This window comes from Streptomyces sp. NPDC047072, assembly GCF_040643855.1.
In the GTDB taxonomy this organism is placed as follows: Bacteria; Actinomycetota; Actinomycetes; order Streptomycetales; family Streptomycetaceae; genus Streptomyces.
In genome coordinates this window covers 177,012-197,201 of sequence record NZ_JBEYVC010000001.1, presented here as the reverse complement: position 1 = coordinate 197,201, position 20,190 = coordinate 177,012, and the positions used below count along the sequence as shown (strand labels likewise).

Genomic DNA, 20,190 nt, shown 5'->3' with positions numbered 1-20,190 from the left:
CGCATCCTGGTGGTCGCCGGTGATCACGGCAACCTCCGCGGCCCCGGCGGCGACCTGGGGGTATGACACACGCAAGACGCACGCCGTCCACGGACGCGGCCGCCGCCCCCGGCTCCCCCGCCACTCCCACCGGCCACCGCCGGGTCCGTACGGCCCGTAAGCCGCTGATCGCCGGTCTCGCCGCGACGGCCGCGCTCGTCGGCGCCTGGTACGCCACGGCCGGGGCGGCCACGCCCACCCCCGCCGTCACCACCACGGCGGTGACGCTGTCCGCCAAGTTCCCTTATCTGAGCGCCGGTTACAACAACACCCGGGAGTGGACGCGGACCGCGACGGCCGCCGCCCCGAACGGCACCCTGCGGGTGGCGTGGCCCGCCTCGGACGGCGTCCACGTCACCCCGCTGACCGCGGCGGGCAAGCGCTCCGGCGCGGACACCGTCGTCAAGGGGGCCAAGGAGGTCGGCGGGCTCGTCGCGCACAACGACGGGTTCGCGCTGCTGACCCGGGTCGCCGACACGAACAAGTGGAAGGAGACGGCGGCCGCGATCGTCCGGTACACGAACGGCAAGCAGACCTTCCGGACCAAGCTCACCGGCACCGCCTCCGCCGACACCTCGCCGACCCTCGACGGCCAACTCACCTGGAACGGCTCGAAGTACGGCGCCTACTTCGTCGTGCACGGCGCGGGCGGCTTCGCCGACGGGCACTACGGCGACAAGTTGACGTACATCAGCGCCAAGGGGGCGAAGCTCAGCGGGGGTTGGGGCTGGGGGTGCAGCCACAACGAGGGCATCGCGCTGCACGCCGAGACCACCGGAAACTTCACCTCCCTCTGCTTCGACGACTGGCGGTCGGGCCTGTTCGTGTCAACGGGCATAGCAGCGCCGGACGTTGCTCCGGTCGTGCAACGGGAGCAGTGCTGGGCGGGGTACTGCGGCGGTACCTTCCCGAGCCGCACCGGTGACCTGGTGAAGTCGTCCACCGGCCGCTACGCCACGGCGTTCGCCTCGCGCGGTGCCGCGTCCGCGAAGAAGAACCCGGCCGACTCCAGCGGCCGCGGCTGGTCGGTCACGCCGAAGTTCGGCGCCCACCAGGTGGCGGTGGCCTTCCTCAAGGACCGCAACTCCGGCCCCGGCAAGGCCATCTACCTCACCGGCACCCGCACGGTCGCGAACGTCAACGTACACGTCGCGCCGTACGGCAAGGACCGGCTGCTGGTGTCCTGGGAGTCCCTGAAGAACGCCAAGTGCGCGAGCGGCACCTGCACGGGCACCTTCTCGGGCACCCACCTCCGCCTCATCGACTGGAACGGCAAGGTCCAGAGCCCGGACAAGGTCGTGTCGGCACGGATCACCGGCGACATCGCGGTCCAGAAGGACGGCACGCTGGTCTGGGCGTACGCCCCGGTCACACCGACGTACGCGACGCCGCTGACGGGCGCGTCCCCGACCTCGACCAGCCTGCGGATCGCGCGCGTCAAGCCCTGAGGCCGACCCACTCGACCATGCGCCGCATGACCTCGACGGGCAGGGCCGGGTTCCGGGCGGCGGTCTCCGCCGCTCCGGTTCCCTGCCGCAGCAGCCGGACCAGGACGCGGGCCGGCAGGTGGGGGTGGCGGGCGGCCGCGGAGCGGATGTGCTCGTGCGGGTCCTCAAGGAGCCGGGCCGCGGCGGTCGGGGACAGCCGCGGGTCGGTGACGGCCCGGAACCGCACCTCCTCGCTCGGGTCCCGGCTGAGCCGTTCCACCAGGCCGGGCGTGGACTCCGGGTCGTCGAGGGCAAGCCGGCGCATCCGGGGGCTGGGGTCGTCGGCGAACCGCAGGAGGTTATCGGTCGGGAAGTTGGGGTGACCGCGCGGGCGGTCCGGGCAGGTGAGGCTGCCGTCCCACCACTGCCACACGCGCAGCAGCATCTCGGCGGGGGCGTCGTCGCAGGACTCGGCGAGAAAGAGCTGGACGACGCGGTCCTCGTCGCCCGCGAGGCGTTCGACGACGTCCGGCGGAAGCCGGCGGGCGCGGGCTACGCTCCGGCGGACGAGGGGGTGGGAGGAGGCGGCCAGGCGGCGCATGGCCGCCTCGTCGGGGTGGCGGGCCACGACCCAGTCGAGCGGGAAGTAGCGGCCGTCCGGGTCGAACTCGTAGAAGATGTCCGCGCGTTGCTCCTCGGTGAGGTCTTCCCGGACGGACACGGTGAAACGGACGTGGGCATCGGGGTCCTTGCCGAGGAGGGCCACCAGGTCGGGTTCCAGGCGGAGGTTCCGGGCTAGGGAGGCGCGCTCGGACGGGTCCCCGTGCCGTGCCACGTGCTCGGCGAGGCCGCGCTCCAGGAGGCAGGTCTCCAGGGCGTCGCGCCGGACGTCCAGGGTGTCGAACACCGACCGGGGCATCGGGTGCTCCCGGTGGTGCAGCAGCAGGGCCCGCTCGCGCGCCATGGCGTACGGATCGGTCAGGAGCGCCTCTCGCGTCGCGGGGCCGAGGTGCGGCCAGGCCGCCGTGCAGGCCACGTAGCGCACGGGACCGTCGGGATCGGCGGCCAGCGCCACCGACAGCGCGGCGGGCAGGCCCTTGAGGCGGGCGGTCTCGGAGCGGATGCGCGGGGAGGGGTCGGCGGCGAGTGCACGGCAGGCGTCCTCGGGGAGTTCGGCCCAGCGGTCAGCGGCCAGCATGATGAGGATCCACCGCTGCCGCTCGTCCCGCTCCGCGAGGATCACGCGGGCCCACTGCTCGGGGGTGATGTCGGGCTGGTGCTCGGCCGCCCCCATCCGCAGCTTCCAGTCGGGGTGGGCCAGGAGGGCGTCCACGGCGTCCGGGGGGGGAGTGCGCGGTACTGCTCGTACCGCGACCGCTCCGCCAGTCCCGGCCACAGGCCCTTCGGGGTGGCGGGGTTGAGCGAGAGCCCGTCCGCCCACGCCTCGAGCAGCTTCCCGATGGGTTTCGGTCCCTCGAACAGGGACTCCCAGGCGGCCGCCCGCTCCTGCGGTGTCTCCGCGCCGGCGGCCCGGGCCGCCTCCTCGTGCCGCTCCCCGAGCCGGTCGACGGCGACGAGCCAGACCGCGTACTCCTCGGTCGTGACGCCCACCATCACGTCCCCGTCCAGGGACAGCGTGAGGAACTCCGGCTGACCCGGCCGCGGTCCCAGGACTCCGGCGAGGTCCCAGTCGTCGGTGAGGCGGACGCGCACCCACTTCCGGCCCTCGTTGCCGGAGAAGTCGACGAGGAACACGCCGTCGTCACCGAGGACCCCCGTCTCGGACGCCAACCGGTGCCACTGGGCGTTCAGTTCGGCGACAAGGTCCGGCCGGTCGTCCGCGACCGCCACGGTCGGCTCGGTCCCCCACCCGATGACATGGCGCCACACAGCAGGAGGCGGCAGCACCTCCTCGACCCGCCAGTCCCCCACGACGTCGAGCCCTGCCCGGCCCAGCAGTTCGACCAGCTCGTCTCTCCCACCCATGATCCTCATACTGCCTGAGACGGCTCAGATCCCGGCTGCGACTTCCACTCCCGAGCCGTCCAGGCGAACCCGCGTATCGGAGCCGTCGCTCCACACCACCGTCAACTCCCCTGCGCCTACGGCCCGTACGGTCACCGTCTCCCCCAGAGGAACGGCGTCCGCCTCACCGGTGAGGCGGACCAGCGCGACGAACAGGGTGTCCCCGTCTCCCGTCACCCCGGTCAGCTCGTCGTCGAGGCCCACGGCGGGCAGGAGTTCGGCGCGGACACCGTCCCCGGCGACCCATCCGGTGACGCGTACCGGCGTCCCGGGCTCGGCACCCGCCACGAGGAAGGCCCGTACCTCCACGGCTCCTCGTGCGAGCACGACTCCGGAGACCCGCGCGCCACCGCCCGCCCTGTGCCGAGACGCCGCCCACCCCTCCCCCACACCCAGCGGCTCGATCTCCGTGCGGCTCGGATCGACGTCCACGATCAGGCTGTTGTCGTACGAGGCCGCGGGCTCCGTCACCGTCGAGTACGCGAGGCGGGTGTAGAAGGGGTCGTAACGGACGTCCTCGCTGCCGTGGTTGTGGAGACGGACGAGGCCGTCGGAACGGGTGGACTGGAGAAGCCAGTTGGGGGCGGCGAGAGGGGTGACGGCGTCGGAGCGCTCCACCGGGCCCGGTGCCTCCTCGGCCGTCCACACCTCGTGGTCCTCCGGCAGGAGCAGGCCGAGGAAGCCCTTGCTCGCCCAGTACGGGGACGCGGGGCCCGAATAGCCTTGCAGGACCGCCGGGTTGGGGCCGTGCCAGCCGAGGGTGAGCAGGCCCTGTGCGTCCACCGCTCCCCTGTCCAGGAAGTACTTCAGGGCGCCGGAGGCCAGGCGTCGGGTCTCGCCCGGGGCCAGGGGCGTGTGGCCCGTCAGGGCGCCCAGCCACAGCGGGGCCGTCGTCGCGAAGCGGTACGTGAGGGAGCGGCCCTGGTGCATCGGGGCGCCGTCCGCGCCGAACAGGCGGGCGTAGTCGGCGAGATGGCGGGAGAGACGGCCGCCGTACAGGTCCAGCAGGCGGGGGTCGGACGCCAGCCACGCGTGCAGCACCGGATAGAGGTGCATCGCCCAGCCGTTGTAGTAGTCGAACTTGCGGCCGTCGCCGTCGGTGTACCAGCCGTCGCCGACGTACCACTGCTCGATGCGGTCCAGGCCGCGCTCGATCGCCTTGCGGGACGCCTCCGGCTCGCAGCCGACCTCTTCGAGGAAGCCGCCCACCGTCACCGGGAACAGCTCCCAGTTGCAGGGCCAGGCCTCGGCGGTCAGCGCGTCCGTGAGCCAGGCCGCCGCGCGCTGCCGTACGGCGTCGTCCAGGCGGTCCCAGAGGAGTTCGCGGGTGATGCGCAGGGCGAAGGCGATCGACGCGGCCTCGACCAGCGGCTGCCGGCGGTCCTCGATCCGGGGCCAGACGCCCGAGGTGCCCGCGGCCAGGCCCTCGGCGTAGCGGGCGAGGGCGGTCTCGTCCTTGCGCAGGGCGGCGAGCAGGAGCGTGCGGGCGTAGCCCTCCAGGCCGTCGGAGAGCCGTCCCGTCCAACTCTCCCGATCGCCGGGGAGGAAGTACAGGGCGCGGTCCTCGGTGGCGAACGGCTCGACCGCGGCGAGCAGACCGTCCGCCGCGGCCTCCCAGTGGGCGCGGGTGTAGCCGGTGTACGGGCTGAGGGTGCGGTCCTCGGGGGGCAGGTGCATCGGTTCTCTTCCAGTTTTCCCAGCGGCTCTTCACGAAGCAGACCTGGGGCGCCCCGGTTCCGGTCGGGACGCCCCAGGCGTCTATCCCACCCTCACCAGGCCTTTCGGCACCAGATGCTGTGCCACCAGCTCGTCGCGCACAAGGCCCGCGTACACCGTCGCTCCGTGCACCGAGGTGTGGGTGTTGTCCCTCTTCTCGTTGTACAGGTAGATCGCCTTGGAGCCCTCCACCCCCAGCGACTCCACGAGCGCCTTCGTCCGAGCCGTCAGGTCGATCAGCGGGACGTCCTCCGCGGCGGCGACCGCGCGGATCACCGCGGGGTGGTCGACGCCGAGGCCGTTGACCAGCAGCGCGGTGCCGTTGTTCAGCGTGCCGTCGGAGTTGAACCAGCGTCGCACGATGGGCGTCACGAGGACAGGGTTCCCGCCTTTCTCCCTCGCACCCGCGACCAGTGTCTCCAGGTTCGCCCGGTACGTCGCCTCGTCCGTGGTCTTGTCGTTGTGGGCGAGCTGGATCAGGACGAGGTCGCCGGGCCGGATCAACGGCTGGACGGTGGCCCACAGCCGGGTGTCCGAGAGGTACGTCACCGTGCTCTCGCCGGAGTCCGCGTAGTTCGCCACGGACACGCCCTTGCGCAGGTACTGGGGCAGCTGCTGGCCCCAGCCGGAGTAGGGGTCGCCGGGCTGGTCGCAGACCGTGGAGTCGCCGACGAGGAAGATCTGGCGGGTGTGCCGGGCGGGGGTGACGCGGATGTCGGCGAGGGCGGGGGCGGTGCCGCCGAGCACCAGGTCGAGACCGGGAGTGCCCTCGGGTCCCGTCGGCTCGCCCTCCGGCGTGCGGACGTTCACGGTGAAGCTGCGGGCGGTCCGCTCGCCGGCGGCCACCGGGGTCTCCGGCAGCAGGGAACGCCGGGTCTCGCCGATGACCGACGTGCTCGACGCCGCGTCTCCGCCGAGGAGGACCTTCACGTCGTACGTTCCCGGCGGGACGTCGAAATGGCAGGCGCTGCCCACACAGTTCTCGATACCGAGAGCGCGGCCGGTGTGCGCCTGCGCCGGCACCGCGGTCAGGCCCGCGCTCAGCGTGACCGCCGCCAGCACGGCGAGGTTGAAACGTCTCATTCGCGGTTCCTCCGTCAGAGGGACAACACCTGACGCCGGACCGTACCGCCACCTGCAAGCGCTTTCTAGACCTTGAACCGATTTCACAAGATTGCCAACCTCCCGCAAGCGAAAGCCCTTTCGCGAAATCGATTCAACTGTCACCCTCCAAAGCACCCGCACCACCCCCACATGTCTCGAAGGAGGCACCCCCACATGTCCGAACCCACCGTGAACAGACCGGTCGGACGCCGTACCTTCGTCCTCGGTACCGCGGCCGCCGCCGGCACCGCCGCCCTCGCCGGGCCGCTCGCCCAGACCGCGTCCGCGGCCACCTTCGGCTACACCGACGACGGCTCGAACTACGTCGTCGACACCGGCGCCAGCCTCGTCTTCAAGGTCAGCAAGACCAACGGCGACCTGACCTCGCTGGTCTACAAGGGCACGGAGTACCAGGGCTACGGCGGCAAGAACTCACACATCGAGTCCGGCCTCGGCACCTCGACCGTGACGATCAAGCAGTCGGGGTCGACGATCCTGATCTCGGTCGCGTACGGCACGCTGAGGCACTACTACGCGGCCCGCAGCGGCGAGAACAACGTCTACCTGTGGACCAACCGGGCCGACACCTCGGTCGCGTCGACCCGTTTCATCCTGCGCGTCAAGGCGGGCCTGTTCCTCAACGACGAGCCGGATTCCTACACTTACGCGCCGACGACCATCGAGGCCTCGGACGTGTTCGCCAAGTCCGACGGCCAGACCCGCTCCAAGCACTACTCCAAGCTGCGGGTCAGCGACTACAACTACATCGGCTGGAGCGCGAACGGCGTCGGTCTGTGGATCGTCCGCTCCAACCACGAGAAGGCGTCCGGCGGCCCCTTCTACCGCTCCCTGCTGCGCCACCAGAGCGCGGACGGCGGCGGCCTCTACGAGATCCTGCACTACGCCCAGAACCAGACCGAGGACGAGCGCTTCGGCCTCCAGGGCCCCTACGTCATCGCCCTCACGGACGGCGGCGCGCCCTCCTCCTCGCTGTTCCCGGGCACGCTCACCACCTCCTGGGCGGACTCGCTCGGCATCTCCGGTTACGTCGCCTCGGGCGGCCGCGGCCGGGTCGCGGGCGTCGGCATCACGGGCCGGAACACGGCGTACCCGTACACCGTCGGCCTCGCCAACTCGGCGGCCCAGTACTGGGGTTCGGCCCGCTCCTCGGACGGCTACTTCTCGATCGCCGGGGTCCTCCCGGGGACGTACACGCTGACCGTCTACAAGAGCGAACTCGCCGTCTACACCACCTCGGTGACGGTGACCGCCGGTGGCACGACCACCCTGAACTCGATCGCGATCCCGTCCTCGAACGACCCGAGCAACGCGAGCGCGATCTGGCGGATCAACGACTGGACGGGCACGCCGAGCGGGTTCAAGAACGCCGACCTGATGACGTACGCCCATCCGTCCGACGTCCGCGCGTCCTCCTGGACCGGCAATGTCGTCATCGGCAGCGGCACCGAGACCTCGGCCTTCCCCTGCTACCTCTGGAAGGACGTCAACAGCGGGCTGCTCGTGTACTTCAAGCTGACCGCGGCCCAGGCCGCCGCCGCGCACACCCTGCGCATCGGCGTGACGACGGCCTACGCCAACGGACGGCCGCAGGTCGTCGTCAACGACACCTGGACCTCCGCGATCCCCTCCCCGCCCACCCAGCCGAGCACCCGGTCGCTGACCAACGGGTCCTACCGGGGCAACAACTACACGTTCACCTACAGCGTTCCGGCCAGTGCCTGGCTCACGGACACCAGCCAGTACAACGTGCTGAAGATCAACGTGGTGAGCGGTTCGGGGTCGACGGCCTATCTCAGTGCGGGCACGTCGATCGATGCCCTCGATCTACTGACCTGACGTCAGGTTCCGCGCGTCCACTGCTGGTTGGTCGCTCCGTTGCACGTGTACGTGATGAGCGCGGCGGAGTTGGCGGTGGACGCGCCGTTCACGTCCAGGCACTCACCGCTGGTGCGGGCCTTGATGTTCACGTACGAGCCCGAGGTGACCACGGACCACTGCTGGGTGGTGGCGCTGGAGGAGCAGTTCTCCTGGGTCACGTTGGTGGAGTTCTCCTGGAGACACAGCGAGCTGCCCCGGCCGACCAGCTGGTAGTAGCCGGTGCCGAGGTCCTTGAACCACCACTTCTGGTTGGCACCGCTGTTGCAGGTGTACTGGCTGATCGCGATCCCCTGCCAGAGCGACTGGTTGGGGACGTCCGCGCACTTGGAGCTGTTGCGGGCGATGAGCGTGTTGTACGTGGCGCTCGTGCCGCCGATCGTCCCGGCGGCCGCGTCGATGGTCACCTCCGGATACCAGGACATGGACATCGTGGTGGAGGTCGGGAAGGTCAACGGCAGCCAGACGTACCGGGAGTCGTTGACGGTGCCGCCGAAGGAGTTGCCCCAGCGGTCGCCCATGTAGAGGTACGAGGTGCCCGAAGTGCCCTGCACCGGAAGGACGTACGCGGTCTGGGAGTTGTACGTCGTGGAGTCGCCGACGTTCGCCATCGAGGTCCACGGCCCGGCGAGGGAGGTGGCGGTGGCGTACTGCTGCTGGTTGGCGCTCCAGCCGGTCGCGCCCGAAGTCAGCATGAAGTAGACCCCGTTGCGCTTGAAGAGCGCGGGTGCCTCGCGGTGGCCGCCCACCCACGGGTTGGCGACCAGGCTGTCGATGCCGGTGTAGGACGCGTTCAGCTTGTAGATGTGCAGGTCGTAGTTCTCGTTGGCGGCCGAGACCATGTAGCCGGTGCCGTCGGTGTCGACGAAGGTCGTGATGTCCCGGGACATGTACGAGTCGAGCGGGCGGAAGCTGCCCTGGTAGGTGTAGTTCCCGTCGACGGTGTCGGAGACGGCGACGGCCGCGCGGGCCTCGCTGTAGTCGGTGCCGTTCTCCTTGTGCATCCACATCACGAACTTGCCGGTGGAGGCGTTGTAGATGACCTTCGGGCGCTCGATGTAGGCGGTGGCGAGCTCGGAGGCGGAGGACTGGGTCAGGACGTGGTTGCGGAACTCCCAGTTCTTCAGGTCGGTGGAGCGGTAGGCGTCCACGTACCGGAAGGTGTTGTCGGCGTTGCGGTCCTCGCCGAACCAGTAGTAGTACGAGCCGACCTTGATGACCCCGCCGCCGTGGGCGTGCAGGGCATTGCCCCAAGTGTCCGTGAACTGGACGCCGTTGGGGATCGTCAGCGCGGCGGCCTGGGCCGGACCGGCGGTCACCAGGGCGCCGGCCAGGGCCAGGCAGAGGGCGAGCAGTACCGCGTAAGCACGTCTCATGACGCAACCTCCGTGTCCGTGGCGGTGTCCGCCACCGGTATGCCGAACTTCGGGGTGCCGTCCGCGTTCCAGTCGAGCTTCTGGACGCGGGTGTGGCGGTTGGGGTCGTCGAGCGGGTCGCCGACGATCTCCTCGTACTGCCGTGCGTGGTAGACGAGGACGTCACTGCGGCCGTCCTCGGCGACGGTGAAGCAGTTGTGGCCGGGGCCGTACTGCCGGGTGCCGTCACTGCTGCCGAAGACCGGGACGGGCGACTTGAACCAGCTCGCCGGGTCCATGAGGTCGGCGTCGGCGTCGACGGTCAACAGGCCCATGCGGTAGTGCCGGTCGGTGGCGCTCGCGGAGTAGGTCATGAAGATCCGGCCGTTGCGCTTGACGACCGCGGGTCCCTCGTTGACCTTGAAGCCGACGCACTCCCAGTCGTACTCCGGTGTGGAGAGCCGGATCTGAGGGCCCGTCAGGGTCCAGGGGTTCGCCATCCTCGACAGCCACAGCCCGGTGTTGTTGTCGAGGCCGGGCTCGTGCTGGGCCCATGCGAGGTAGCGGGTGCCGCGGTGGGCGAAGGTGGTGGCGTCGAGGGAGAAGGTCTCCCAGGCCGTCCTGATCTGGCCCTTCTCCTCCCAACTGCCGTTGAAGGGATCGGGGTCGGCGTTCTCCAGGACCCACATGCGGATGTCCCAGACGCTCTCGGCGGGCGCGGCGGCGAAGTAGACGTACCACTTGCCGCCCACGCGGTGGATCTCCGGCGCCCAGATGTGGGCGCCCATGGCACCGGCCGGGTGCCTGGTCCAGATGACGGACTCGTCGGCGGTCGCGAGTCCGTTCAGGGTGCGGGAGCGGCGCAGGACGATGCGGTCGTACTCGGGGACGGTGGCCGTGAAGTAGTAGAAGCCGTCCGAGTGTCGGTGGACGAAGGGGTCCGCGCGGTGGCGGACGAGCGGGTTGACGAAGGGGACGGCCGTCCTCGGGCCGGGGGCGGCTTCGAGGACGGTGGGGGCGCGGCTCATGCGGACTGCCTCTCGGGGTGGGGTGACCTGAGAGTGATGTTCGGTATTGAGAACATCTGTTGAATTGCGAACAGCCGAAAGGTAAGGCTGGGGAACTCTGAGGTCAACGGGTCCGACGTGACAAAAGAAGGCGCTTTCTGCGAGGCCATCGGAGCGCGCCGGATTTTCTGTTATCGGTCCGGGCCCTCGCGCGTCTCCGACCATGTGCGCAGCCATACCCACAAGACAGCAGCAGCCGTGGGCGCCCTCGTCGCCCTCCTCGCCTCGGCTCCCCCGGCCCGGGCCGCCGGTCCCCGGGACGTCACCGCCGACGTCCTCGCGGGCCGGGACGTGACGCTCACCGGCGACACGGTCGTCACCGTGCCGGGCGGGACGACAACGTACGACGGCGTCTTCCGCGGGGAGGGCACGCTCACCGTGCGCGGCACCGGGACCCTGATCCTCACCAGGGACAGCGACTTCACGCTGCCGACGTCCCGGCAACGGCAGGCCGTGCGGATCGCGGGCGGCAACCACCCGTACGTCACCACGACCGCCGCCGACCCGCCCGCGGTCACGGTCGACCGCGGTGCCACTCTCCAGTACGGCGACGGCGGGACGACCGGGCTGATCGGTCATTTCCCCTACGGCACACCGGCGTTCCGGCTGAACCAGGACAACATCCGGGTCGACGGCACCCTGCGGCTCTCCCTGAAGAGCGCCTACAACCTGGGCACGGTCAGCGGCTCCGGGCTGATCACCCAGCCGCGGTTCCTCTGGGGCACCTGGGACCTGTCGTCCGGCCCGTTCTCCGGGGTCATCGACAACGGCACCGGGGTCAACACCGGGCGGCCCGAGTACGCGACCTCGCTGCCGAACGTCCGCAAGGTGCTCAACCAGGGCACCTGGACCGTGGACACCCCGCTCGGCCAGACGGTCACCCAGCGGATGGACTTCTACCAGCGCGAGTACGGCAGCGACATCAACGTCCAGTCCCGGCCGGGCGGCAAGGTGATCCTCACCGGCCAGTACAGCTGGTCGAACCGGGGCGGCGACACCGACCCCTCGCTCAGCGACCCCGCCCTGAACTGGACGCCCGCCCCCAAGAACGTCAACAAGCGCGGCACCAACATCAAGGGCGCGAACGTCCAGTGGGGCGACGGGACGACCCACCGGATCTTCATGCCGGGCACGGCCGAGACCGTCTACATCAACCTGCTCGCGGCACGCGAGCGTTCCCGCCTCACCTTCGCCTACGACGGTCCCGTGACCCTGGGCGCGCCCATCGGCGGCGGCCGCTTCCACGACACGCTGGCCGCGCCCGGCCAGGGGGACGTCGTGATCAAGGGGACGAAGGGCAATGACGTGACCTTCGCGGCCGTGCAGTACTACAACGGCTCGACGACCGTGGAGAAGGGCGCGGTGCTGAGGCTGGGCGTCGGCAAGTCCGGTACCGACGGCGGGCTTTACACCGCCGGTGACCTCTACAAGGTCGTCAACGACGGCTCGCTCGTGCTGAACAACACCGCCAAGCCCCTGACCCTGTCCCGGATCGGCGGGAGCGGGTCGCTCACGCAGACGGGCGCCGCGACCACGACGCTCACGGGGAGCGCGGTGACGTACACGGGGACGACGACGGTCGCCAAGGGCACTCTGGCGCTCCGGGGCGGGGCAACTCTGGCTCGCAGCAAGGCGATCCGGCTCACCTCGGCCGGGGCGCGGCTGGACGTGGGCCCCGCGGGGCTGCGGGTGCGGACCTCGCTGAGCGGCAGGGGGACGGTGAAGGGAGCCGTCACCAACGACGGTGTGGTCGCCGGGGAGCTGACCGTCTCCGGTGCTTATACGCAGCGCGCGAAGGGCGAACTCGTGCTCGGGGAGCGGCCGTTGACGGTGACCGGGGCGGTGCGGCTGGCCGGGGAACTGGATCTCTCGACGGCCGGGTCGGTTACCGGACGGACCGTCACCGTGCTGGAGAACAAGGGCACTTCGAAGGTGAGCGGGTCCTTCGACGGGCTGAAGGAGGGCACGAAGGTCGAGCTCGGGGACACGACGTACCGGATCAGCTACCGGGGCGGGGACGGCAACGACGTCGTACTGACGGCCTTCACCGCGAGCGCCTCGCCGGACACCCACGCCGACTGGACGCCGTCCTCCGCCGCCGCCCCGCGGACGACCAGCGCGGTGGCGGAAGGGCTCGGCTGGTGGCCGTACGTGCTCGCCCTCGGGCTGCTGGGCGGGCTCGTGGTGCCCCCGACCGTGCTGCGCAACGGCAAGCGCCGCAAGGGCGGACGGCACGCGGCACAGGGCTGAGCGGACACCGCTCCCCGTAACGCTGCTACCCCCTCGCTCCAAGGACGGTTGAACGGGCTCGAAGAACCCCGGCGCCGCTGAGGCCCGGAGGTCCGGGAAGCCTCCGGCGAGCGGGAAGGCGGCTGCGGATGACGGGGAACGGTGGCGGGGCGGGTCCTGCGCGGCTGGGCTGGCTCGACGCGTTGCGCGGTGTCGCGGCGCTGGTCGTGGTGTTCGACCACTCGTCGGCGACGTTACTGGCGGACTTCCGGCGGGAGTTGATGCCCGAGTTCAACACCAGCCGGTTCGGCATCATGGTGTTCTTCCTGGTGAGCGGGTACATCGTCCCCGCCTCGCTGGAACGCCGGGGCTGTGTGCGGACGTTCTGGATCGGACGGGTCTTCCGCGTCTACCCGCTGTGGGCGGTCGTCGTCGCGACGGTCCTCGGCCTCGGACTGTGCGGTGTCGTGGAGATCCGCGACTTCGGCGGCCAGAGCGCGGTGACGGTGGCCGTCGCCCATGTGACCATGCTCCAGGAGCTGTTGGGGACACCGAGCCTGCTGCTCGTCCTGTGGACGCTCTCGTACGAGATGGCCTTCTATCTGCTGGTCGTCGCGCTGTTCACGGTACGGCTGCACCGGCGCTCGGCGACGATCGCCGTCACCCTGGCCGTGCTCGCCGCCGCGAGCGTGGCGGCGGGGGCCGCGCTGCCGGCCTCCGCTCTCTCGGACCGGGTCGGCACCGGTCCGCTGATCCTCGTCGGCGCGTCCGTCATGGTGGTCGCCATCTGCTGTGCGAGTGCCACGTCTCCCGTACTCCGGTTGTTCGGGGGTGTGTTGGGCGCGCTCCCGGCCCTCGTCCTGGTCCCGTTCAACGGCACGGTCCCGCTGTGGGAGGGGCTGGTGATCCTCGCCGTGATGTTCCTCGGGACCGCGGTCCACCGGGCCGAGCACGGGCAGGGCACCTGGTGGCGGGCGGCGGGGACGGCCGTGGTGGTGGTCGGGTGCGCGGTGGGGAGCGCGTACCGGTACGGCGACGGGGAGCTGTTCACCCGGCGCGGCTGGATCGCGGCCTTCCTGGCAGCCGTGCTCACGTTCGGCGCCGGGCTGGCGTGGCGTCGGCGTCAACTCCCGCTGCCGCTCACCGGATTGGGGACCATCAGCTACTCGGTCTACCTGGTCCACCCGGTGCTGCTCGCGGTGATCGACGGCACGGTCGGGCGGGCGCGGCGGGACGATCCCGCGCTGGAGGCCGCCTTCTTCGCCGTGCTGCTCCCCCTGTGCGTCCTGACCCATCGGTGGGTCGAGGTCCCGGGGCAGGCATGGGGGCGGCGACTGGCCTCCGGGCCCCGGCGAAAACCCGTTGGCGGACCGGAGCGGCCGCTGTTACCTTTCCGGAGGCCGTGCGAGAGAACCAGGAGGTGGTACCCGTGAACGTATCGACGTGGGTGCTCTCCTCCGGGGTCACGGTCGGGCGATAGGTCGTCCGGGAGTGCCGTTTCCAGCGCATTCCCGAAAGGCACGACCATGCACTTCACTTCTGAGCGACACCTCGAAGACGGCGTCGTCGAGCGCGAGTTCACCCTCGACGAGATCCCCGGCATCCTGTGGACGCCCGGATCCGCTTCCTCGTCCGCACCGGCGCCGCTGATCCTGCTCGGCCACCCCGGCGGACTGCACGGCATGTACCCCCGGCTGGCGGGACGGGCCCGGCACTCCGCGGCCGAGGGCTTCGCCTCGGCCACCCTCGAACTCCCCGGGAGCGGTGACCGGCCGCGCTCCGCGTCCACCGATCAGGCCCGCGCCGCCCTGCACCGGGCGCTGGAGGCCGGAGAGCCGGTCGGCCAGGATGTCATCGACGCCCTCGTCCTCCCGCTCGTGGAACGGGCGGTCCCGGAATGGCGCACCGCCCTGGACGCCCTCCTCGCGCTGCCCGAGATCGACGGCCCGGTCGGCTACTCGGGGGGAGTGATCTCCATCGGGATCCGGCTGGCGCTGGTCGAGCCGCGCATCGCGGCCGCCGTCCTCTTCGCCGGGAGCTTCGTGCCGCGCGTCACCTTCGACGAGGCCCGTCGGCTGACGATTCCGCTGCACGTCCTGCTCCAGTGGGACGACGAGAGCAACGACCGGCAGGTGGCCCTGGACCTGTTCGACACCTTCGGCAGCAAGGAGAAGACCCTGCACGCGAACATGGGCGGACACACCGGCGTTCCGCAGTATGCCGGGGACGCGGCGGCCCAGTTCTTCACCCGGCACCTGAAGTGAGACCGGGCCCGGCCGGCGGCTACGGCCGTCGGCCGGGCCCCATCGGAATCGCCGCCGGAATCGCCCCCGTCACCGTCCGCTCGGAGCCTCAGGAAAGCCCAGCCGGGGCGCCAGCGCCCGCGCCTCGGCCGCCCACCCGGCCAGGAAGGCGAGGGCCAACCCCCGCTCCCGGTACCGGCGTTCGGGCGAGACCGTGCCCACCCCGCCGTAGTCCGACTGCTTCTCCTCCCCCGCCCGGGCCAGCATCAGACCCGCGAGCCAGTCGTACTTGACGGCCGAGGCGCAGACGGCGAGACGGACCAGCTGTTCGTCCCCCTGCCAGCCGCTCTTCCGCAGGCCGTCCACATACGCCTCGTAGGCCGCCGCCGCGTAGGCGGGGAGCCGGGCGGCGGGGACGAACAGGTCGAACACGGAGTCCGGGAGGTAGTTGCCGAGGTCCTCGCCGAGCGCGCCGTCGCCCGCGAACGCCCAGTCCAGCAGGACGGTGTCGCGGCCGTCGGCGCGGACGTTGGCGGGCCACTGGTCGAGGTGGCAGAAGGCGCGCGGGAGGGACTCCATGACGTCGAGGAACCACTCCCGGTCGTGGCGCAGGCGGACCATGTCCTGGCGCAGTCCGGCAGGGAAGTGGTCGCGGACCAGGGGCTGTCGCCAGGCCGCGTCCTCGTCGAGGAGTTCCTGTCCGGTGCTCTGGCCGCCGGTGTAGTCGCGCAGGAAGCGGCGGGAGAGCCAGGGTTCGTCGAGCGCGCCGACGGCTCCCTGCGCGAGACCCATGCGGTGGGCGTGCCGTACATGGGTCTGGACCGGCCAGCGCTGTCCCGGCCGCCCCCGCACCGACTCCAGCCACAGCGCGACATCGCCGTCCGCCCGCTCCACGCACGCCAGCAGGCGGGGCGCGCGGATGCCGTACGGCTGCCAGACCTGGGCGAGCCCCCGGGCGTACACCTCGGCCTCTCGCCGCCAGTGGTTCCAGTGCCGCGGGTCGTCGGAGGCCGCCCAGTGCCCGGTCACGCCCTTCCGGCGGGTGAGCACCTTGAGGACGGCCTCGCGCTCTCCCGCGGTGATGTGCCAGACACCGCCGGTGACGCCGTTTTTGGGGTTGTGGGTGAGGGAGGAGACGAAAGCCGGGCCGGTACCGAGGACCTCGGCGGCTTCGGCGGACAGGACGTCGATGTCCAGGTCGGTCATGGGCCGAGGGTAGTCCCGCATGCCGGGCGCGGTGTTCGGGGAGCGGACGGATACGGCCGTATCGTCGGCCGTCGACTAGCGTCGGGGGCATGACCAGCGATACCCCCGCATCCCCCGCCGCCGCTTCCGTTCCGTTCGCCGAGGCCCTCGCGGCCGGGACGGTCGTGCTCGACGGCGGCATGTCCAACCAGCTGGAGTCCGCCGGGCACGACCTGAGCGACGAGCTGTGGTCCGCGCGGCTGCTCGCGGAGCAGCCGGAGGCGATCACCGAGGCGCATCTCGCGTACTACGAGGCGGGCGCGGACGTGGCGATCACCGCGAGCTACCAGGCGACGTTCGAGGGGTTCGAGAAGCGCGGGGTCTCGCGTGAGCGGGCCGCCGAACTCATCTCGCTGAGCGTGGAGTTGGCGCGGGACGCGGCGCGGCGGGCGCAGGCGGGCGGGGTACGGCGGCCGCTGTACGTGGCCGCGTCCGTCGGGCCGTACGGCGCGATGCTCGCGGACGGGTCGGAGTACCGGGGGCGGTACGGACTGAGCGTCGACGAGCTGGAGGCCTTCCACCGGCCCCGTCTGGAGGTGCTCGCGGCCGCCGGTCCTGACGTCCTCGCGCTGGAGACGGTTCCCGACGCGGACGAGGCGCGGGCGCTGCTGCGGGCGGTGCGGGGGCTGGGTGTGCCGGCCTGGCTGTCGTACTCGGTCGCGGGTGACCGTACGCGGGCCGGGCAGCAGCTGGAGGAGGCGTTCGCGTTGGCGGCGGAGGTGGAGGAGGTCGTCGCGGTCGGGGTGAACTGCTGTGTTCCGGAGGATGTGACCGGCGCGATCGAGATCGCCGCGCGGGTCACCGGCAAGCCGGTCGTCGTCTATCCCAACAGTGGGGAGTCCTGGAACGCGGGGGCGCGCCGCTGGGAGGGGCGGTCCTCGTTCACGTCGGAGGAGGTCACGGGGTGGCGGACGGCCGGGGCTCGGTTGATCGGGGGGTGCTGTCGGGTGGGGCCCGGGGCGATCTCCGGGATCTCGGGGGCACTGCGCTGAGCTGTTCGCCGTAGGGCCCCTCATGTCTGGCGGCTGCCGCTTTCGTCGTGGTTGCTCGCGCAGTTCCCCGCGCCCCTTAACCCCACCTCCGTCACCCTGCTAGCCTCCACCGTGGGAACCGGTTTCCATGGTGTTGCCGCTGTTCCTAAGGGGTGGGTACGGGGAGAGGGGCGAGCTGGATGACCAGGAAGAGTGAGGACTCCGACCGGAGCACCATTCGGGACGTGGCCGCGCGGGCCGGGGTGTCCGCGTCGACCGTGTCGCGGGTGCTCGGCGGGGTGTATCCGGTGAGCGCGGCGACCCGGGAACGGGTGCTGCGGGCCGTCCGCGAGATGGACTACGTCGCCGACGCGCGCGCCAAGGCGATCGCCGGGGTCGGCACGCCCACGCTGGCGTTCGTGCTGGAGGACATCACCGGGCCCTCGTTCGCGCTGATGGCGCACGGTGTGGAGCGCGAGGCGACCCGGCTCGGCCATCTGTGCCTGGTGTGCAGCACGGAGGGCGACGTCGAGCACGAACTGGAGTTCGTGGAGATGATGCGGGCCCAGCGGGCCGCCGCCGTGATCCTGGTGGGGGGCGCCGCCGACACCGTCGAGTACCGCGAGCGCACCCGTCGTATGGCCGACTCGCTGGCGTCCGCCGGATCCCGGCTCGTGCTGTGCGGACGGCCGCCGCTGGGCCCCGGCGCGCCGGTCACGGTCATCGAGTACGACAACGAGGGCGGCGCGTACGCCCTGGTCGCGCATGTGCTGGCGCAGGGGCACCGGCGGGTGCTGTTCCTCGGCGGCAAGGCGGACCACACCACGGCGCAGGGCCGTGAGCGCGGCTATCTCGCCGCCCACCGGGCCCGGGGGGTGGAACCGGACCCGGCGCTCGTCCTCAACGGCGACTTCACCCGCGACTCCGGTCACCGGCTGATGCGCGGGGCCCTGAAGGACGGCCTGGAGTTCACGGCCGTGGTCGCCGCGACCGACATGGTCGCCGCGGGTGCCCTGACCGCGCTGCACGAGGCGGGCCTGGACGTGCCGAAGGACGTCTCGCTGGCCGGCTACGACGACATCCCCTTCGCCCGCGACCTGCACCCGGCCCTCACCACGGTCCACGTCCCCTACGAGGAGCTGGGCCGCCTCGCCGTCCGCACCGCGCTGGGCCGCACGACGGAGGACCCCGACGAGCACCTGCTGCTGGGCACGCATGTGGTGGTCCGCGCCTCGGTCACACCGACCGGCACCTGAGACGCTCCGTCCCTTCAGGGCCGCCGGGCCAGCCCCGTCCGCCGCAGTCGCCGTACCACTGAACGCAGTTCCGCCGTGCGGGCCGGCCAGCCGTCCGCCGGTTCCGAGACCGGGGCCGTCTCCTTCGTGGTCGTGTCGGCCGTCCACACCTCGAAATCGCGGTCCCGAGGGCCGGACACCAGGTACGGGTCGCCCTTGCCGAAGATCTGCACGGGGTGGCCGGCGTCCCAGGGCCGCCAGCCGGGGTCGCCGTCGGTGGTGAAGCGCACCCAGGCGCCGTGCAGGGCGTCGGCGAGTTCGGCCGGGGCGCCCTCGCCGGCGAGCTTGGCCGACTCGGGCGTGGCGCCCGTGTCGAAGACGAAGCCCAGCTCCAGGGCGTGGCAGGCACCGAGGTCCGGCAGGTTCGACGGCCAGGCGAACTCGTAGACGTACGCCGAACCGGGGCGCGCGTCGGCCAGGCGGTGCAGCGGGATCCGCAGCAGGTGGTCGGTGACCATCTGGCCGACGATCTCCGCGGTGCCGGCCTCGGGGTGCAGGGCGCGGTAGCCGCGGACCACCTCCAGGCCGCAGTGGCAGCGGGCCATGGCGCCCGCGAGGGCGACCGGGCCGAGCCGGTCGACCCGCTCCAGGAGGCCGCCGGGGACCACCCACAGCCGGTACTCGTCGCTGGTCCAGCCCATCATCAGGTCGACGTCCCGGGCCGCGTCGCCCTCGATCAGCGCCTCCAGCGGATCGCGGGGCACCAGGTCGCCGTCGACGACGATCCCGAAGGCGGGGCCGCCGAGCACCGGGCTGCTGAGCCGGCCGACCTCGGCCTGGGTGCGCAGCAGCAGCTCGCGGTCTACCTCGGCGAAGGCCGCGGCGGTGGCGGGGACCTTCAGCTTGGCGGCCATCCGGCGCACCATCCGCCGTACCTTGTCGCGGTCACTCGCCTCGGGCGGCCCGCTCTGCAGGACCGCGCGCCGGAACAGGCCCTGGGCCTGCGGGGCGGCGAGCAGGGCGCCGATGCTGATGGCCCCGGCCGACTGTCCGGCGAGGGTGATCCGGTCCGGGTCGCCGCCGAACGCCCCGATCGACTCGTGGACCCAGCGCAGGGCGGCGAGCTGGTCGCGCAGGCCGGGATTGGCGGGGGCGTCCGGGAAGAGGCCGTAACCCTCCACGCCCAGACGGTAGTTGACGGAGACGAACACGATCCCGTCGCGGGCGAAGGCGTGCCCGTCGTACACGGGGACGGCCGACGAGCCCCTGGTCAGGGCCCCGCCGTGCAGCCACACCAGGACGGGGAGCCGGCCACCGGGACCGGGTGTCCAGACGTTGAGGTTGAGGCAGTCGTCGCCGGGGACGACCGGGTCGGAGAGGTACTGGGCGAAGGCCTCGGAGTACGGCGGTTTCGGCGCCGTCGGCCCGAAGGCGACGGCGTCGCGCACGCCGTCCCAGGGCTCGGGCGGCTCGGGCGGCCGGAAGCGGCGGGGGCCGAAGGGCGGGGCCGCGTAGGGGATGCCGCGGAACACCGCCACGCCCTGCTCGGTCCTGCCGCGTACCGCGCCGTAAGGCGTCCTGACCACGGGGTTCGCCTGGTCTGCCGTCATCCGCCCACCAGCCCTTCGCCGCGCTCGT

The 20,190-nt window shown here is 71.5% G+C and carries 15 protein-coding genes; 7 read left to right on the top strand and 8 right to left on the bottom strand.

Going from position 1 to position 20,190, the window contains the following annotated elements:
- Positions 1 to 62: 62 nt before the first annotated feature.
- The gene (locus ABZ896_RS00825; protein ID WP_360919691.1) at positions 63 to 1,487 is read left to right on the top strand and encodes a hypothetical protein; all 1,425 of its coding nucleotides are present in this window, start codon (positions 63 to 65) and stop codon (positions 1,485 to 1,487) included.
- Here ABZ896_RS00825 and ABZ896_RS00820 read toward each other — a convergent pair.
- The 4 genes from ABZ896_RS00820 to ABZ896_RS00805 all read right to left on the bottom strand — a co-directional run bounded on the left by ABZ896_RS00820 (position 1,477) and on the right by ABZ896_RS00805 (position 6,290).
- A complete protein-coding gene (locus ABZ896_RS00820) occupies positions 1,477 to 2,799 on the bottom strand; it encodes a PE-PGRS family protein (protein WP_360919688.1) in 1,323 nt (440 codons plus the stop codon). The genes ABZ896_RS00825 and ABZ896_RS00820 overlap by 11 nt on opposite strands.
- A complete protein-coding gene (locus ABZ896_RS00815) occupies positions 2,706 to 3,452 on the bottom strand; it encodes a hypothetical protein (protein WP_360919685.1) in 747 nt (248 codons plus the stop codon). The genes ABZ896_RS00820 and ABZ896_RS00815 overlap by 94 nt, the downstream gene beginning before the upstream one ends.
- 24 nt (positions 3,453 to 3,476) lie before the next feature.
- Positions 3,477 to 5,168 (bottom strand): DUF2264 domain-containing protein, encoded by a 1,692-nt coding sequence (locus tag ABZ896_RS00810; protein ID WP_360919682.1) that lies wholly within the window; start codon positions 5,166 to 5,168, stop codon positions 3,477 to 3,479.
- A gap of 81 nt (positions 5,169 to 5,249) precedes the next feature.
- Entirely contained in the window at positions 5,250 to 6,290 is a 1,041-nt protein-coding gene (locus ABZ896_RS00805; RefSeq protein WP_360919680.1) for a rhamnogalacturonan acetylesterase, read from the bottom strand.
- Between the two features lie 195 nt (positions 6,291 to 6,485).
- On the opposite strand from ABZ896_RS00805, the gene ABZ896_RS00800 reads away from it, so the two are divergent.
- Positions 6,486 to 8,168 carry a rhamnogalacturonan lyase B N-terminal domain-containing protein gene (locus ABZ896_RS00800; RefSeq protein ID WP_360919677.1) on the top strand — a complete coding sequence of 561 codons (1,683 nt, stop codon included), beginning with the start codon at positions 6,486 to 6,488 and terminating at the stop codon, positions 8,166 to 8,168.
- A 2-nt stretch (positions 8,169 to 8,170) separates the two neighbouring features.
- Here the strand turns inward: ABZ896_RS00800 and ABZ896_RS00795 are convergent, their stop codons facing one another.
- Positions 8,171 to 9,583 carry an RICIN domain-containing protein gene (locus ABZ896_RS00795; protein WP_360919675.1) on the bottom strand — a complete coding sequence of 471 codons (1,413 nt, stop codon included), beginning with the start codon at positions 9,581 to 9,583 and terminating at the stop codon, positions 8,171 to 8,173.
- Complete coding sequence (locus ABZ896_RS00790) at positions 9,580 to 10,590, bottom strand: glycoside hydrolase family 43 protein (RefSeq protein WP_360919672.1); 1,011 nt, start codon at positions 10,588 to 10,590, stop codon at positions 9,580 to 9,582. The genes ABZ896_RS00795 and ABZ896_RS00790 overlap by 4 nt, the downstream gene beginning before the upstream one ends.
- 204 nt (positions 10,591 to 10,794) lie before the next feature.
- Between ABZ896_RS00790 and ABZ896_RS00785 the strand changes: the two genes are divergently transcribed.
- The 3 genes from ABZ896_RS00785 (at position 10,795) to ABZ896_RS00775 (ending at position 15,122) form a co-directional block, all read left to right on the top strand.
- Positions 10,795 to 12,879, top strand: a complete 2,085-nt coding sequence (locus ABZ896_RS00785; RefSeq protein ID WP_360919670.1) for an autotransporter — start codon at positions 10,795 to 10,797, stop codon at positions 12,877 to 12,879.
- Between the two features lie 128 nt (positions 12,880 to 13,007).
- The gene (locus ABZ896_RS00780; protein WP_360919667.1) at positions 13,008 to 14,291 is read left to right on the top strand and encodes an acyltransferase; all 1,284 of its coding nucleotides are present in this window, start codon (positions 13,008 to 13,010) and stop codon (positions 14,289 to 14,291) included.
- Positions 14,292 to 14,384: 93 nt separating this feature from the next.
- Entirely contained in the window at positions 14,385 to 15,122 is a 738-nt protein-coding gene (locus ABZ896_RS00775; RefSeq protein WP_360919664.1) for an alpha/beta hydrolase, read from the top strand.
- Between the two features lie 69 nt (positions 15,123 to 15,191).
- On the opposite strand, the gene ABZ896_RS00770 is transcribed toward ABZ896_RS00775, so the two are convergent.
- A complete protein-coding gene (locus ABZ896_RS00770; protein ID WP_360919661.1) occupies positions 15,192 to 16,307 on the bottom strand; it encodes an aminoglycoside phosphotransferase in 1,116 nt (371 codons plus the stop codon).
- A gap of 89 nt (positions 16,308 to 16,396) precedes the next feature.
- Here ABZ896_RS00770 and mmuM point away from each other — a divergent pair, with 89 nt between their 5' ends.
- Both mmuM and ABZ896_RS00760 read left to right on the top strand, forming a co-directional pair.
- Positions 16,397 to 17,338: a homocysteine S-methyltransferase gene (gene mmuM, locus ABZ896_RS00765; RefSeq protein ID WP_360919658.1), complete on the top strand. Its 942-nt coding sequence runs from the start codon at positions 16,397 to 16,399 to the stop codon at positions 17,336 to 17,338.
- Positions 17,339 to 17,517: 179 nt separating this feature from the next.
- A complete protein-coding gene (locus ABZ896_RS00760) occupies positions 17,518 to 18,573 on the top strand; it encodes a LacI family DNA-binding transcriptional regulator (protein ID WP_360919655.1) in 1,056 nt (351 codons plus the stop codon).
- A 14-nt stretch (positions 18,574 to 18,587) separates the two neighbouring features.
- Here ABZ896_RS00760 and ABZ896_RS00755 read toward each other — a convergent pair whose 3' ends face one another.
- Positions 18,588 to 20,162 (bottom strand): carboxylesterase family protein, encoded by a 1,575-nt coding sequence (locus tag ABZ896_RS00755; protein ID WP_360919652.1) that lies wholly within the window; start codon positions 20,160 to 20,162, stop codon positions 18,588 to 18,590.
- Positions 20,163 to 20,190 lie beyond the last annotated feature (28 nt).